A 15210-nucleotide genomic window follows, 5' to 3' on the forward strand; every position below is an offset into this window, starting at 1 on the left:
CGGGCGACCACCAATGCGGTTGCCCGGTGCATAACTCCTTAAATCGGGGTCGACTTAGGGACAAAATTATGCAGCAATTCAAAGGACTACAGCGGCGACCTTAGCGCGTCTTGAAAGACGCGCGGCGCTGTGGGTGCTGCGCGTCAATTCAGGCGCGCAATGCTCGGGTGCCGTCGTCGATCGGCACCCGCAAGAACAAGCAAAAGCGGGTCTGCCGTCTCGCGGTGGGCCATCGCCGGAGGATGCCCGCCATGACCTTGACCCCCGCCTTGACCAAGCACTTGCGCGCCGCCGAACTTTTCGCGCCGCTACACACCATTGCGCATGCCGCCACAGGCTGGACCGGCGCGACCTTCGACGTCTTCAACCCTTCCACCGGCGAACTGCTGGCGACCCTTCCGGATATGGGGATTGAGGAGGCGCGCACGGCAATCGAAGCCGCTGCGAAAGCGCAGGTTCTCTGGGCGGCAAAACCCGCCAAGGACCGGAGCGCCGTGCTTCGGCGCTGGTACGACCTGATCGTCGAACATGCTGACGATCTCGCTGCGATCCTGACCGCCGAAATGGGCAAGCCGATTGCGGAATCGAAGGGCGAGGTGCTGCATGCAGCAGCATACGTCGAGTGGTATGCGGAAGAGGCGAAACGCATCTATGGCGAGACCTTCCCGGCCCCGGCCAACGACCGCCGCATGCTCGTCATCAAACAGCCTGTCGGCGTCGTCGGCACGATCACGCCCTGGAACTTCCCGGCATCGATGGTCGCCCGCAAGATTTCGCCGGCCCTTGCCGCCGGTTGCACGATCGTGCTGAAGCCGGCCGAACAGACCCCGCTCGTCGCCGGCGCCATGTTCGTGCTCGCCGAAAAGGCAGGCTTCCCCACCGGCGTCGTCAACCTGCTCTATGCCGCAGAAGGTGCCGCGATCGGCCGCGAGCTCTGCAGCAACCCGAAGGTGCGCAAGATCAGCTTCACCGGATCGACGGAAGTCGGCCGGCTTTTGATGCGCCAATGCTCCGACCAGATCAAGAAAGTGAGCCTCGAGCTCGGCGGCAACGCCCCGTTCATTGTCTTTGACGATGCCGACATCGACGAGGCGGTGGACGGCGCTGTCCAGGCGAAGTTCCGCAACGCCGGCCAGACTTGCGTTTCGGCCAACCGGATCTACGTGCAATCGGGCGTACATGACGCGTTTGCCGAGAAGTTCGTCAAACGCGTCGCCGAGCTGACCGTCGGCGATGGTTTCACGCCTGATATCACCATCGGCCCGATGATCGACAAACACGCCATAGAGAAGATAGAAGCCCATGTCGCCGACGCGGTCTCCAAGGGCGCCAAGGTGCGCGCCGGCGGCCACCGGATCGGTGCATCAGGCACCTTCTTCGAGCCGACCGTTCTCACGGGCATTTCGACCGACATGCGCGTCGCCCAGGAAGAAACCTTCGGCCCGATCGCCCCGATCATCCGCTTCGAGACGGCCGAGCAGGTCATCGCCGAGGCCAATGACACGATCTACGGCCTGGCCGCCTATTTCTACGCCGAGAACTTGAAGCGGGTCTGGCATGTAGCCGAAGCGTTGGAATACGGCATGGTCGGCATCAACACCGGCCGCATGTCCTCGGAAGCAGCCCCCTTCGGCGGCATCAAGCAATCCGGCATCGGCCGCGAAGGCTCGCGCCACGGGCTCGAGGATTATCTTGAGATGAAATATCTCTGCATGGGCAACATCTGACCATGCAGAGACCCGGCGGCTAAAGCGCGTCGCGATCTTTCAGATTCGATCCCTGCAATTTAGGCTGTTGATTTGTCGCATGTCGTAACCGCAAAACCGCTGCGCACTTTTGCGCGACATGCTTAGTCGATGATGTGGTAGCCGCCGTCAACATAGAGCACCTGGCCCGTGATCAGACGGGCGGCGTCATGCGCAAGGAAGGCGGTGGCCGCGCCGACGTCGTCGATGTCAATCAGCTCGCGGCTCGGCGACTTAACCTTGGTCTTTTCCAGCAGCGCGTCGAATTCCGGAATGCCGGAAGCGGCGCGCGTCGCCAGAGCTCCGGGCGAAATCGCATGCACGCGGATCCCCTTCGGGCCGAGTTCGGAGGCGAGGTAGCGCACGGCACTTTCGAGTGCTGCCTTGGCGACCCCCATGATGTTGTAGTTTTCCACCACCACCTGTGAGCCGTGATAGGTCATGGTGAAGAGCGTGCCGCCGTTCTTCATCAGCGGCTCGGCGAGATGCGCCATGCGGATGAAGGACCAGCAGGAAATATCCATTGTCTTCAGGAACCCCTCGCGCGGGACATCGACCACGCGGCCGCCGAGCGTATCCTTCGGCGAAAAGGCGATCGAATGTACGAGGAAGTCGAGCTCACCCCAGGTATTGCCGATCTCCTCGAACACCGCTTCCATTTGGCCTGGGACGGCGACGTCGAGCGGCAGGAACAGCGGCGCCTCGATTTCCCGCGCCAAAGGCTCCACATGGGGTTTTGCCTTGTCGTTCAGATAGGTGACCGCCACCTCCGCCCCGAAGGCGCGAAAGGCGCGGGCGCAGCCCCAGGCGATCGACCGATCGTTGGCGATGCCGACGATCAGCCCTTTGCGGCCATCCAGAAGTTTGGCCTTTGCGACAGGAATGGACATGAATTGTCTCCGATGGGTCAGGCTGCACGAGTTCGAAGGAGTGCCAGCGTGTGGCGCGCGATCATCAGTTCCTCGTCGGTCGGGATGACGTAGAGCGCGACGCGGCTTGATGGCGTGGAGATAACCGTGGCACCCGCCTCGTTCGCGGCCGGATCGAGTTCGGCGCCGAGCCAGGCGAGGTTCTCCACGACCCGGGCACGAATCTGGGCGGAATTCTCGCCAACGCCCGCGGTGAAGACGAAGGCGTCGATACCGCCGAGCGCGGCCGCAAGCATGCCGACGTTGAGCCCGCTGCGATAGAGGAAGTGATCGATAGCGAGCTTGGCGTGCGGGTCCTCGCTCGCGAGAAGATCACGCATATCGTTCGACACGCCGGAAAGCCCCTTGAGCCCGGCTTCGTGATAGAGCAGATCCGAAACGGCCTGGGCGCTCATGCCGCGCTGGAGGATCAGGTAAAGCACGACACCCGGATCAAGCTGGCCCGGCCGCGTTCCCATAGGCAGGCCGTCGAGCGCGGTAAAGCCCATGGTGCTTTCGATGCTGTGGCCGTTGCGCAAGGCGCACATGGAGGCGCCGCTGCCGAGATGTGCAACGATGACGCGGCCGCCCGCCACGGCAGGCGCCACGTCCCGCAGACGCTCCGAGATGTATTCGTAGGAGAGGCCGTGGAAGCCATAACGCCGCACACCGTCTTCATAGAAGCTGCGCGGCATGGCATAGCAGTTCACTTCTTCCGGATGGCCATGGTGGAATGCCGTGTCGAAACAGGCGACCTGCGGCACATCCGGGTTGATCGCCATGGCCTGGCGGATCGGCGCAAGGTTGTTGGGCTGGTGCAGCGGGGCGAGGTCCTGATAGCCAGCCAGGCGTTCGAGCACGGAGGCATCGATCAAGACAGGTTCGGCAAAGTCGGGCCCGCCATGCACCACCCGGTGGCCGACCGCCCGCAATGTGAAGCCTTCAAGGGTCAACAGCCAATCCCGCGCTGCGGCGATGGCGGCCGGCAGGTCGCCGACGATGGCGGCCTCATAGTTTCGGTCCACGAGCACAGTCCCATCGGCTGCCTTCGCCTGGAGCCGCGGACGCGTACCGATGCCCCCGATCTGCCCCTTCACCCGGCGTTCGAGACCGGCATCCGTGATCCCGAATACCTGAAACTTCAGGCTGGACGATCCCGCATTGACAACGAGAAGTGCATCCATGGCTACACCGCCGCAACTTGCGCCGCGCGCCGCCGCGCCGCGTAGAGCGAGGCGACCGCGCAGGAGGCGAGACGCGTGCGCACGGAGTCTGCCCGCGAGGTCAGCACGATCGGCACGCGCGCACCAAGGACGATGCCGGCCGCATCGGCACGTGAAAGGAAGGTAAGGTTCTTCGCCAGCATGTTGCCGGCCTCAAGATCCGGCACCACCAGGATCTGTGCCCGGCCGGCGACGGGAGACTTTATCCCCTTGATCTGCGCGGCCTCCGGATCGATCGCATTGTCGAAGGCCAGCGGTCCTTCAAGCAGGCCGCCGGTGATCTGGCCGCGTTCTGCCATCTTGCAAAGCGCCGCCGCCTCGATCGTCGACGGGATCTTCGTCGTCACGGTCTCGACAGCCGAGAGTATGGCGACACGCGGCTCGCCAAGTCCGATCGTGACCCAGAGGTCGATCGCGTTCTGCACGATGTCGCGCTTGGCCTCGAGGTCCGGGAAGATGTTGATGGCGGCATCGGTGATGAAGAGCGTCTCGGCATGGCCCGGCACATCCATGATGAAGACGTGGCTGATTCTTCGATCGGTCCTGAGGCCGGTCGCAGACGCTGCAACTTCCTTCATCAGTTCGTCAGTATGCAGGCTTCCCTTCATCAGCAGCTCGCCGCGGCCTTCGCGGATCATCGCCACCGCCTTCGCCGCCGCCGCATGACTGTGCGGCACATCGACGATCTCGTAATTTCCGAGATCGAGCCGGTGTTCGGCAGCGACGCTGCGGATTTTCGCTTCCGGGCCGACGAGAACGGGCGTGATCAACCCCGTCTCGGCTGCCTCCAACGCGCCGCGCAGCGAGGTTTCGTCGCAAGGGTGCGCGACGATGGTGACCGCCGGCGTTTCGTCTCGCGCGGTGGCAATCAGGAGATCGTATTTGGACTGCTCAAGCGGCAGTGCGGCTACGTCGGACACGTCGGTACTCCTTCTACGATCAGGATGCGGCACGATTACGGACGGTCTTGCCGGCGCTGATCGCGACCGGCGGCTCGCTCTCCAGCCGGAACAGCGTCGCCACCCGTTGCAGCCGCTCGGCCGCAAGACCTGTCAACGCGCCGGAGACCTCCAGCACCTCGCGAAGCGCGGTGAAGGCGGCGCGACGCTCCTCGATCGGTTCCGGCAGCAACTTCGGAAGCGCCGCAAGTGCGGCCTCCTCGTCGATCAGCAGCATGAAATACTGTTCGCGAATGACCGCCTTGAACTCAGCGAGCGTCAACTGCTTTGCGGAGGCGTGCGCGCGCCGAAGCCTGCGAACGGCCTCGAGCCCGCGCTCGTCGGCGCCGCCACGCGCCATACCGACAAAGATCAACGCCCGGGCAAGCCCCTCGCATGTCGAGCCGTCGGCAAATTTCGTCTTAAGTTCCGCGATCCGTGCTTCGACGAGGGCTTTATGAAGCAGGCTTTTCTCGGCTCTTCGCGGTGGCTGGTTCGAATTCGTGTCGATACCGAGTGCCGCCTGCAAAGTCGGAGCACCGTAGATGGCGTGGAAGCTCTGTTCAGAAAGATATTCGGCTGTACGACGCCAGGCGTCGAGGCCGTCCACGATCTGCTGCGACAAAGCCTCCTGCCAGGCGATGAACGGGTTGCCTTCCGCCGCAGGCTCGCGGTTCTCGCGAACATAGTCTGCAAGCGCCGACGTCCACGCCATGAAGGGATTGTCCGGCCCGAAAAGCGCATATTGCAGCCGCAACGGATGCATGTTGCGCATAGCCTCCGCCACAGGCGGCGTTGCCGCCGCCTTGACGATCGGCTGCAGGTAGGTGCGGTAGAGCGCCAGATTGACCTCCGAAAGCTTCGCTGCGGCAGCGAAACGACGCTCGTCCTCGATGTCGTTGCCGCCGAGCGCGCGGATATCATCGAGCGTTCGCGCCTCGCAGCGCATCAGCCATTCGCCAGAGACGAGGTCCCTGCCCTCGACCGCCTCGCTTGCGGGTGTCAATACCGCTTCGTAGAGCCCCGGGGGAAGGACGTCGATAAAATCGATGTTGGAAGCAAACTCATCGTGCTCTTTCCGCGCGACACCGGCAGAGACGAAGATGCCGAGATGCCCAACCGTCTCGTGCACGGTGTAGACGATAGTCTGCCCGTAGGCACGGATATCATCGACACTGTCGTAAAGGTCGAGGATCCAATCGAGCGCCTGCTGCGGCGGGGTGATGTTGTCGCCCTTCGAGCAGAACACGACGATCGGAGAGCGGATGTTGCGAAGGTCGACCGCCGTTCCATCGGAGGTACGGATCTCGCCGGCGGCGAGCTTGTTGCCGACGAAAAGTTCATCGACGATGAACTGCATCTCCTCGGCATTCAGCGTCACATGCCCGCCCCACCAGCGCTCGAAGCCGAGGTAGCGCGCAGCCTCAGTGTCTATCTTCGAATAGAGATTGTACTGCTTGGTCCAAAGCGTGTTGGCCGGATTCTGGTTCTCGAAATTCTGCACCAGCCAGGCGCCGTCGAAGACGCCGGCGCCGAGGTCGCCGGTCAACGCCGTCAGCCAGCTGCCGCCAAGAAGCCCGCCGGAATAGCGCATCGGGTTCTGCCCCTTGACGCCGGCCCAGTAGGAAAGCGGTGCGCCGGCAATGATGATCGGGCCGAAAAGCTCCGGCCTCAGCGCGGCAACGATCGTCACGGCCCAGCCCGCCTGGCAATTGCCGATCACGCAGGGCTTGCCATCCGCGTTCGGATGGCGGGCAATCACGGTTTCGAGGAAGTGCGCTTCAGCATGCGCGATATCCTCGATCGTCTGGCCGGGAACAGGATCAGGAAGGAAACCGATGAAATAGCAGGGATGGCCCGCCTTCATCGCCACGCCGATCTCGCTGTCCGCCTTGAAGCCGCCAATGCCGGGGCCATGACCGGCCCGGGGATCGACGACGACAAATGGACGCTTCGACGGGTCGACCACGACGCCATCGGGTGGAACGATGCTGACCAGCGCATAGTTCACCGGCCGCGCGAGCGTACGCCCGTCGCGGACAAGCTGGGCCTCGAATTCCAGTACGTTCGGTGCAGTCTGCGTCCTGTGTTCTTCGTACTGCGCGCCGCGCTGGCGCATCACGTCGAGAAAAAGGACCGAGCGCTGCCAGGCATCGAGCGAATAGGAATAGGCATCGGCGAAAGTCGGTATTGTCGGGCTCGTGGAATGCTTGGGCATGGTGTCCACTCCTCGGTGCGATTGAAGGCCGGCCCCGTCACCAAGGCCAATAGAACAACGTAATTCGTCTCGCATTGACCTTAGTCAAAGAGATAGGCGGCAAAGCTGCGATATGAACTCGGCATAGATGACCCGAGAACGTCTGCTCGGGTCGCAGGAACATAACAGTGGAGTATTACGGCGATTTGTCGCCTTCACGAATTTTCGCCTTCAACCCCATCGAAGAAGCATACGTTTCGCCAGTATTCAGCGCCTCTTCGCACTGCAGCATTATACAGAAATGGGTACCGCGCAAGACGACCCTTGAAATTCAGGACGCAGCTTGCCAATTGGGGCGCAAAGCAGAAGGAGTTGCCAAGGCGATGAGCGATACTGAAATGTCCGTAGAGAAACATGTCTTCGAAGCCGATGTGGCGCGACTGCTCCATCTGATGGTGCATTCTGTCTACTCCGATAAGAACGTCTTCCTTCGCGAACTGATTTCGAACGCCGCGGATGCCTGCGAGAAGTTGCGCTACGAGGCGATCGTCTCGCCTGAACTCTTGGCCGGTGACCCGAGCCCGCGCATCACTCTAACGCTCGATGAAGAAAACAGCCGCCTCGTCGTCGAAGACAACGGTATCGGCATGGGCCGCGACGAACTGGTCGAAGCGCTCGGCACGATTGCCCGGTCGGGCACGCGCGCCTTCATGGAGCGCATCGAGGCCGCGCAAGGCAAAGAAGGCGCACAGCTCATTGGCCAGTTCGGCGTCGGTTTCTATTCCGCCTTCATGGTCGCCGACAAGGTCGATGTCGTTTCGCGCCGTGCCGGTACCGAACATGCATGGCTGTGGTCTTCCGACGGCAAGGGCAGCTACACGGTTTCCGTCGCGGAGCTCGCTGACGCCCCCGCGCGCGGCACACGCATCACGCTGCATCTGATGGAAGATGCCAAGACCTACACCTCGCGCTGGACCGTCGAGCGCATCGTCAAGGATCAGTCCGGCCACGTCCCTGTGCCGATCTCGATTCTGGAAAAGCCCGATGCCGAACCGGTACAGGTCGGCGACGGCACAGCGCTCTGGACCAAGCAGAAGAGCGAAATCAGCAAGGAAGATTACGCCGATTTCTATCGCGGCGTCGCCGGCCAGTATGACGACCCGGCACTGACGGTGCATTTCCGCGCTGAAGGCCGTCACGAATATACCGCACTCGCCTTCGTGCCCGGCTCGAAGCCCTTCGATCTCTTCGACCCGGACCGCAAGGGCCGGATGAAACTCTACGTCAAGCGCGTCTTCATCACCGACGAGGCGGAATTGCTGCCGCGCTACCTGCGCTTCGTGCGCGGTCTCGTCGATACCTCCGACCTGCCCTTGAACGTCTCGCGTGAGATGATCCAGGAAAGCCCGCTGCTTGCCAGCATCCGCAAGGGCGTCACCAACCGTGTGCTGACGGCGATCGAGAAACTGGCGGAAAGCGAGCCCGAAACCTTCGACAAGGTTTGGGGAAACTTCGGCAGCGTGCTGAAGGAAGGCATCTACGAGGATTACGAGCGCCGCGAACAGCTGATCGCGCTGTCGCGCTTCCGTACCACCACATCCGATGAAGGCCAGCGCAGCCTTGCCGACTATGTCAAGGGTATGAAGGACGGCCAGTCGGCGATCTACTATCTGACCGGCGACAATCTCGGCCAGCTCAAGGCCTCACCGCAGCTCGAAGGTTTCCGCGCCCGCGGTATCGAAGTCCTGCTCCTGACCGATCCGGTCGACAGCTTCTGGGTCACGTCCGCACCGGACTTCGACGGCAAGCCGCTGAAGTCGATTACCCAAGGGGCGGCAGATCTCAGCGCGATAGGCAAGCCGGAGGGCGACAAGGAAGAAGCGCCGCAGGCCAGCCAATTGGTCATCGATTTCGTTGCCTTCGCCAAGGAAACACTCGGTGCGGCAGTGTCCGACGTCCGCACGTCCGAGCGCCTGACGGAAAGCGCCGTCTGCCTCGTCGCGCCGGAGCACGGCCCCGATCGCCAGCTCGAAAAGATGCTTCAGGGCGCCGGCCGCCTCGACGATGCAGCCAAGCCGATCCTCGAAGTGAACCCGAACCATGCGCTGATTACGGCGATGGCCGCCAGCCCCGCCGGCGACACGGCGTTCCGGACGGACGCCGTTCAGCTTCTGCTCGACCAGGCCCGCGTGCTTGACGGCGACAAGCCGCAGGATCCGCGCGCCTTCGCCGAACGCCTGTCGCGCGTCTTCGATCGCGCACTCAAGGCCTAACAGAAAGGCCCTGGAAATCTCTTGGATTTCCAGGGCCTTTTGCTGTTTTCTACAGCACCGCTTGAGCAGGTGCCGTCAGAGACAAACGCTACGTTAGTCCGCCTTTGCGGTTTGCATCCCGATTTCCGCCAACACCTCGTCCGTATGTTCCCCAAGCCGCGGCACGCCACGGTCCAGTGCAAGCTCGGCGGCTGAAAAGCGAATTGGCGTCCTCACCCCCGGAGAGGTACCGGCGGCAGCGCCGGAATGTGGCGTATCCACCCGCATCTGCCGATGCTCGATCTGCGGATCGGCAAAGACGTCGGCAACGGTGTTGATGGGTCCGCCGGGCACGCCGGCATCTTCCAGCAACTTCAACAGCGTGTCGCGCTCGATCTTTGCCGTTTCAGCGGCCAGTTCCGGCGTGAGCGTGTCCCGGTTCTGCACTCGCAATGCGTTGGTCAGATAACGCTCGTCGGTGGCAAGTTCAGCTCGCCCGAGCAATGTGCAGAACTTCACGAACTGCCGATCGTTGCCAACAGCGACGATCAAATGACCGTCCGATGTCGGGAAGACCTGATAGGGCGCGATGTTCGGATGCGCATTACCAAGCCGGCGCGGCGCCTTGCCGGAGACCAGGAAATTCAGCGCCTGGTTGGCGAGCACGCCAGTCATGCAGTCGAGCAATGCCATGTCGATCTGCTGCCCCTCACCGGTGCGCTCGCGCTGGGCAAGGGCTGCCTGCACGGCGATCACACCGTAAAGGCCGGTGAAGATATCGGCAAAGGCAACGCCGATCTTCTGCGGCTCGCGATCCGGCTCGCCGGTCAGATCCATGATGCCGCTCATGCCCTGCACGATGTAGTCGTAACCGGCGCGGTGGGCATAGGGGCCATCCTGACCGAAGCCGGTGACCGAGCAATAGATCAGCCGCGGATTGACCTTCTTCAGGCTCTCGTAATCGAGCCCGTATTTGGTAAGCCCGCCGACCTTGAAGTTTTCGAGCAGCACGTCCGACTGGGCGGCGAGGCGACGTACGGCCTCCTGCCCCTCCTCCGTCGTGAAATCGAGCACGACAGACCGCTTGCCGCGGTTGCAGGCGTGGAAGTAGGCGGCGTCGAGCTTCTCGCCGCCTTCACCCGCGACGAAGGGCGGGCCCCAGGTGCGTGTGTCGTCGCCTGCCGGGCTTTCAACCTTGATGACGTCGGCACCCAGATCGGCCAGCGTCTGGCCGATCCATGGGCCCGCAAGAATGCGGGCCAGTTCCAGGACGCGAATGCCCTTCAGCGGCGTTTCCATGACGGCACCGCTCAGAAGAAGGCCTGAAGGCCGGTCTGGGCACGACCGAGGATCAGTGCATGAACATCATGCGTGCCCTCGTAGGTGTTGACAGTCTCGAGGTTCACCATGTGGCGCATGACCTGGTATTCCTCGGAGATGCCGTTGCCGCCGTGCATGTCGCGGGCCATGCGGGCGATATCGAGCGCCTTGCCGCAATTGTTGCGCTTGACGATCGAGATCATTTCCGGGGCCATGCGGCCTTCGTCCATCAGGCGACCGACGCGCAGCGACCCCTGCAGGCCGAGCGTGATCTCCGTCTGCATGTCGGCAAGCTTCTTCTGGAAGAGCTGCGTCTGCGCCAGTGGGCGGTTGAACTGCTTGCGGTCGAGACCATATTGGCGTGCCGCGTGCCAGCAAAACTCGGCAGCACCGAGTGCGCCCCAGGAAATGCCGTAGCGGGCACGGTTGAGGCAGCCGAACGGACCCTTGAGGCCTTCCACATTCGGCAGCAGCGCTTCCTCGCCGACCTCGACATTGTCCATGACGATTTCGCCGGTGATCGACGCGCGCAGCGACAGCTTGCCGGCGATTTTCGGGGCGGAAAGGCCCCTCATGCCCTTTTCGAGCACGAAGCCACGGATAGCGCCGCCATGCGCTTCCGACTTCGCCCAGACGACGAAGACATCGGCGATCGGTGCGTTGGAGATCCACATCTTCGAGCCGACGAGGCGATAGCCGCCCTCGGTCTTGATCGCACGGGTCTTCATGCCGGCCGGGTCGGAACCCGCATCCGGCTCGGTCAGGCCAAAGCAACCGATCCATTCGCCGCTGATGAGCTTCGGCAGATACTTCTGCTTCTGCTCCTCGGAGCCATAAGCGTAGATCGGGTAGATCACCAGCGACGACTGCACGCTCATCATCGAGCGGTAGCCCGAATCGACGCGCTCGACTTCGCGGGCAACCAGGCCGTAGGCGACGTAGGAAGCACCAACGCCGCCATAGGTTTCCGAGACGGTCACGCCGAGCAGGCCGAGTTCGCCCATCTCACGGAAAATTTCGGGGTCGGTCGATTCTTCGCGGTAGGCGTCGATGACGCGCGGCTGCAGCCGGTCCTGCGCATAGGCCCGCGCGGTGTCGCGGATCATGCGCTCGTCCTCGGTCAACTGATCGTCGAGGAGGAACGGATCATCCCATTGAAATTGCGTCTTGCCGGCCATGTTTCTCTCCCATCGGATTATTCCGCATGTCTTATCGCAAGGGGTGCATGGCGTTTCAAACGAAATTGAGGCACCGCCTCATGCGTTCAGGGAATGGCCTTTCATTCGCCCCGGCGGCCCCGTGTTGCAAATTCGCTAGAATATGACGACAAGATCGGACGTCCTTCGCTCCGCCGGTCCCCGTTGCAGAACGAATGGCCAGTGCAACGCCAGAGATCAGAAGCAAGCCACGACCATGGCCAATGACCGCCTCGAACGCTTCGCCCACAATCTCGACTGGAATCTGCTGCGCACCTTCGTGGTGCTCGTTGAGGAAGGCAGCATCACGGCCGCGGCAAACCGCCTGCTCCTACAGCAGCCTGCCGTCAGCATGGCGCTGAAACGGCTGGAGCAGACCGTTGGCCAGAAGCTCATTGACCGGCGTCCCGGGCGCTTCAACCTGACGGACGCCGGCGCCCGCCTGCATGCCCAGTGCCGCGACATCTTCGCAGCCGTCATCCGGCTGCCGAATGTCCTGGAAACCGCCGGCGAAGAGATCACCGGCCACCTCAACATCCACTCCGTCAGCCACGCACACAACCCCGCCTGGGACAGCAAGCTCGAAAGCTTCTTCCGCCTGCACCCGAAGGTGACACTGTCGGTCACGGTCGCAACGACGGTCGACGTGCTGAGCGCGGTGGAGCGAAACATCGCGACCATGGGGCTTTGCGACGGCAATATCCCTGACTGGCTCCACAAACGTTTCCACGTCCGCGAGCGCTATGCCCTTTATTGCGGCCGCAGCCATCCGCTGTTCGGTGCCGAGGGCATCGACTTCAACGATCTCAGAGGCAATCCCTATATCGCCTTCATCGCCGATGTGCTGGGTGGACAGCATATGAACTCTGTGACCGCGGTGCGTGCAGTCGGGTCCTTCGGCCAGCAGGTCCGCGCCGTCTCCTGCAATGTCGAGGAGGTCATGCGGCTGATCATGTCCAATGTCGGTATCGGCATGCTTCCAGACCACCTCACGGCGCCGGCCGTTGCAGGAGGTCAGCTTTGGCAGCTGCCGCCCTATGCCGATCTGCCCACCACCGATGTCTTCCGCATCTGGAACCCGAACGCGATCCTCAATCCGGCCGAGGCTGCGTTCCTTGCCCATGTCGCCGATACGGAACCGCTCGACCACTGCCTTGATGAGAGCGCGTGACCATCACGAGAATTGATAGTCGCATTTCCGGTTATAAATTTGAACGCTGATAGCCGCTTATCTATGGTCCCGCCAACAATCAATGGAGGCGGGATATGCGGGACTACGATGTGGCGATCATTGGCGGCGGGATCGCGGGCCTGTCACTCGCCTACTTCTTGGCGCCACATCGCTCCGTCGTGGTGATCGAGCGGGAAGACGGGCTCGGCTATCACAGCACCGGCCGCTCGGCAGCAGAGTTCGTGCTCCGCTACAACGCACCCGAGGTCTGCGGGCTTGCCGCCATCTCGAAGTCCTTCTTCGACAATCCGCCTGAGGGGTTCTCCGAGGTAGCGCTGCTCAAGCAGCGCGGCGGCGTCATGATTGCCAACGCCGAGAAGGCTGACCGCTTCGAAGAGGTGTTCATTGAAGAGAGCCGCGCCAACGCCGAAATTCGGCGTCTGACGGTCGACGAAGTCATTGCACGGGTACCGATTCTCCGGCGCGACTATGTTGCCGCCGCCTACTACGATCCGCATTTCTGGGACATCGAGGTGGAAAACCTGGTCCAAGGTTACGTCCGGGGCGCCCGCCGCCACGGTGCGGCGATCATCGAGCGCTCTGACGTGCTGGCTCCGCGCCGCGACGGCGACCGCTGGGTACTCACGACGAGTGCCGGCGATATCAGCGCCAAGACGATCGTCAATGCCGCCGGCGGCTGGGCAGATCCGGTAGCGGAACTCTTCGGCGTCACGCCCGTCGGTATCGTTCCGCACCGACGCACGGCGATCACCGTCGACCTGCCCGACGGCATCGACGCGCTCACCTTGCCGGAGATCAACGAGATCGACGAAGACTTCTACATGAAGCCCGAGGGCGGGCGGCTGCTCGCCTCGCCGGCAGACGCCACCCCTTGCGAGCCGGCCGACGTCCAGCCGGAGGAGATCGACGTTGCCTGGGCGGCCCACTACATCGAAGAGGCAACCACCGTGCCGGTTCGCCGCATCTTCAAGAGTTGGGCCGGCATGCGCAGCTTCTCACCCGACAAGTTGCCGGTCATCGGCTTTGCCCGCGACCGGCCGGATTTCTTCTGGCTCGCCGGCCAGGGCGGCTATGGTATCCTCACCTCCCCGGCCCTTGGCGCACTCGCCGCAAGCCTCATGATCGGTGCCGCAGCGCCGGAAGGCTTTGGCGCGGTGGGTCTCGATGCCTCGAAGTTCAGCCCGGCGCGCCTGGAGAAGTAACGAGCACACCTGCCGTCACACATCGCCTGCCGTCACAGATCGATTGGCGGCCGACCTCAAATCGGCCGCATCACTTCCGCGCCAGGCTGAAGGAAAAATGGCTGCCGCGGTGATAGTCGAGCGCGTAGACAACGGGCACGCCAGCGGCATTGAAACAGGTCTCGCGGATCAGCAGTGCCGGGCCGAAATCGCGCAGATCGTTGCGCTCCACGACATCATCGGGAAGCAGGACGGCGGCAACGATCGCCGCCGACATCCTGGGCCTGCTCCGGTGCTGGTCCAGCAGGTCGAGCAGTGAACCTGTCCAATCGATATCGTAAAGACGCACCGGGATGATGCTGCGCGGAATAAAATCGACGCAATAGAGGATCGGCTCATCCTTGTGCAGCCGCAGCCTTTCGAGGCGGATAACCCGCTCCCCCGGCTGAAGCCGCAATTGCTCAGCCGTGGCGGCGTCAGGCGTTTCCTCCGCCACGGAGAGAACCTTGTTGGCCGTGGCGTAGCCATAGTGCCGGGCCATGTCCGTGACGCTTTCAAAGACGGTGATGGGCCGATCGACCTGAACGGCGGACATGGCCGAGACGAAGCGTCCGCGCCCGTGTTCGACATAAATGATGCTGTCCTGTTCGAGCAGCTTCAGCGCTTCGCGCAGCGCAGGACGCGAGATCTTGAAGCGCTGGGTCAACTGCGCCTCGGTCGGCAGTTTGTCGCCAGGATTGAGCCCTTCGTCGCGAATCAAGTCAGCGATGCGGTCGCGAAGCTGAATGACCAGTGTGCGCGTATCGCGAAGGGGTTCGTCCAATTCCTCTCACTCCGTCGAACAATCGTAAATATGTTCTTGTCTGACAAATTCCGGAAGGTCAAGTGCGCCCCAGTCCACCCGAATTTTCGCTGCTTCTCAGCCGGCATCGCGATGCGAATTGGTAGTGCAGAGATATCGCCCTTGACACCGCTTTGCATTGTTGTCAGTTGTCTTACAACACTGGAGAGGCGGTGGACAACCATGACCACCGGCCGAGGCAACCATCGGGAAACAT

The 15210-nt window shown here is 62.6% G+C and carries 11 protein-coding genes; 4 read left to right on the forward strand and 7 right to left on the reverse strand.

Translation table 11 applies throughout. The features are described from left to right. The first annotated feature begins 251 nt into the window (after nt 1–251). Complete coding sequence (locus tag AB4Z53_RS09925; protein WP_113535138.1) at nt 252–1727, forward strand: NAD-dependent succinate-semialdehyde dehydrogenase; 1476 nt, start codon at nt 252–254, stop codon at nt 1725–1727. A gap of 122 nt (nt 1728–1849) precedes the next feature. On the opposite strand, the gene fabI is transcribed toward AB4Z53_RS09925, so the two are convergent. Genes fabI through AB4Z53_RS09945 form a run of 4 tightly spaced genes read right to left on the reverse strand, consistent with a single transcriptional unit; the run spans nt 1850 to nt 7032 of the window. Continuing rightward, nucleotides 1850–2635, reverse strand: a complete 786-nt coding sequence (gene fabI, locus AB4Z53_RS09930; RefSeq protein ID WP_113535139.1) for an enoyl-ACP reductase FabI — start codon at nt 2633–2635, stop codon at nt 1850–1852. A gap of 17 nt (nt 2636–2652) precedes the next feature. Then, nucleotides 2653–3837, reverse strand: a complete 1185-nt coding sequence (locus AB4Z53_RS09935; RefSeq protein WP_113535140.1) for an acetate/propionate family kinase — start codon at nt 3835–3837, stop codon at nt 2653–2655. A 2-nt stretch (nt 3838–3839) separates the two neighbouring features. Then, a complete protein-coding gene (locus AB4Z53_RS09940) occupies nt 3840–4796 on the reverse strand; it encodes a phosphate acetyltransferase (RefSeq protein WP_235693182.1) in 957 nt (318 codons plus the stop codon). 19 nt (nt 4797–4815) lie between these two features. Then, the gene (locus AB4Z53_RS09945) at nt 4816–7032 is read right to left on the reverse strand and encodes a DUF3141 domain-containing protein (RefSeq protein ID WP_441595697.1); all 2217 of its coding nucleotides are present in this window, start codon (nt 7030–7032) and stop codon (nt 4816–4818) included. A 362-nt stretch (nt 7033–7394) separates the two neighbouring features. Here AB4Z53_RS09945 and htpG point away from each other — a divergent pair, with 362 nt between their 5' ends. Further along, entirely contained in the window at nt 7395–9284 is a 1890-nt protein-coding gene (gene htpG / locus AB4Z53_RS09950) for a molecular chaperone HtpG (RefSeq protein ID WP_441595698.1), read from the forward strand. A gap of 93 nt (nt 9285–9377) precedes the next feature. Here htpG and AB4Z53_RS09955 read toward each other — a convergent pair whose 3' ends face one another. Together AB4Z53_RS09955 and AB4Z53_RS09960 are read right to left on the reverse strand one after the other, a co-directional pair. Next, on the reverse strand, nt 9378–10562 hold the full coding sequence (locus AB4Z53_RS09955) for a CaiB/BaiF CoA transferase family protein (RefSeq protein ID WP_113535144.1): 1185 nt from the start codon (nt 10560–10562) through the stop codon (nt 9378–9380). Nucleotides 10563–10573: 11 nt separating this feature from the next. Beyond that, nucleotides 10574–11761, reverse strand: coding sequence for an acyl-CoA dehydrogenase (locus AB4Z53_RS09960; RefSeq protein ID WP_441595699.1), 1188 nt, complete (start codon nt 11759–11761; stop codon nt 10574–10576). A gap of 235 nt (nt 11762–11996) precedes the next feature. Between AB4Z53_RS09960 and AB4Z53_RS09965 the strand changes: the two genes are divergently transcribed. Beyond that, nucleotides 11997–12950 (forward strand): LysR family transcriptional regulator, encoded by a 954-nt coding sequence (locus tag AB4Z53_RS09965; protein ID WP_113535146.1) that lies wholly within the window; start codon nt 11997–11999, stop codon nt 12948–12950. A 95-nt stretch (nt 12951–13045) separates the two neighbouring features. Further along, nucleotides 13046–14173, forward strand: a complete 1128-nt coding sequence (locus AB4Z53_RS09970) for an NAD(P)/FAD-dependent oxidoreductase (protein ID WP_113535147.1) — start codon at nt 13046–13048, stop codon at nt 14171–14173. 70 nt (nt 14174–14243) lie between these two features. On the opposite strand, the gene AB4Z53_RS09975 is transcribed toward AB4Z53_RS09970, so the two are convergent. Further along, entirely contained in the window at nt 14244–14975 is a 732-nt protein-coding gene (locus AB4Z53_RS09975) for a GntR family transcriptional regulator (protein ID WP_113535148.1), read from the reverse strand. Nucleotides 14976–15210 lie beyond the last annotated feature (235 nt).

Origin of the sequence: Ensifer sp. 2TAB8, assembly GCF_052115125.1 — a bacterium.
Taxonomy (GTDB): Bacteria; Pseudomonadota; Alphaproteobacteria; order Rhizobiales; family Rhizobiaceae; genus Ensifer.

What these genes read in the sequence shown, in the direction of transcription:
- AB4Z53_RS09925 (WP_113535138.1), top strand. Translation starts at nt 252, where the DNA reads ATGACCTTGACCCCCGCCTTGACCAAGCACTTGCGCGCCGCCGAACTT.
- fabI (WP_113535139.1), bottom strand. Translation starts at nt 2,635, where the DNA reads ATGTCCATTCCTGTCGCAAAGGCCAAACTTCTGGATGGCCGCAAAGGG.
- AB4Z53_RS09935 (WP_113535140.1), bottom strand. Translation starts at nt 3,837, where the DNA reads ATGGATGCACTTCTCGTTGTCAATGCGGGATCGTCCAGCCTGAAGTTT.
- AB4Z53_RS09945 (WP_441595697.1), bottom strand. Translation starts at nt 7,032, where the DNA reads ATGCCCAAGCATTCCACGAGCCCGACAATACCGACTTTCGCCGATGCC.
- htpG (WP_441595698.1), top strand. Translation starts at nt 7,395, where the DNA reads ATGAGCGATACTGAAATGTCCGTAGAGAAACATGTCTTCGAAGCCGAT.
- AB4Z53_RS09955 (WP_113535144.1), bottom strand. Translation starts at nt 10,562, where the DNA reads ATGGAAACGCCGCTGAAGGGCATTCGCGTCCTGGAACTGGCCCGCATT.
- AB4Z53_RS09960 (WP_441595699.1), bottom strand. Translation starts at nt 11,761, where the DNA reads ATGGCCGGCAAGACGCAATTTCAATGGGATGATCCGTTCCTCCTCGAC.
- AB4Z53_RS09965 (WP_113535146.1), top strand. Translation starts at nt 11,997, where the DNA reads ATGGCCAATGACCGCCTCGAACGCTTCGCCCACAATCTCGACTGGAAT.
- AB4Z53_RS09970 (WP_113535147.1), top strand. Translation starts at nt 13,046, where the DNA reads ATGCGGGACTACGATGTGGCGATCATTGGCGGCGGGATCGCGGGCCTG.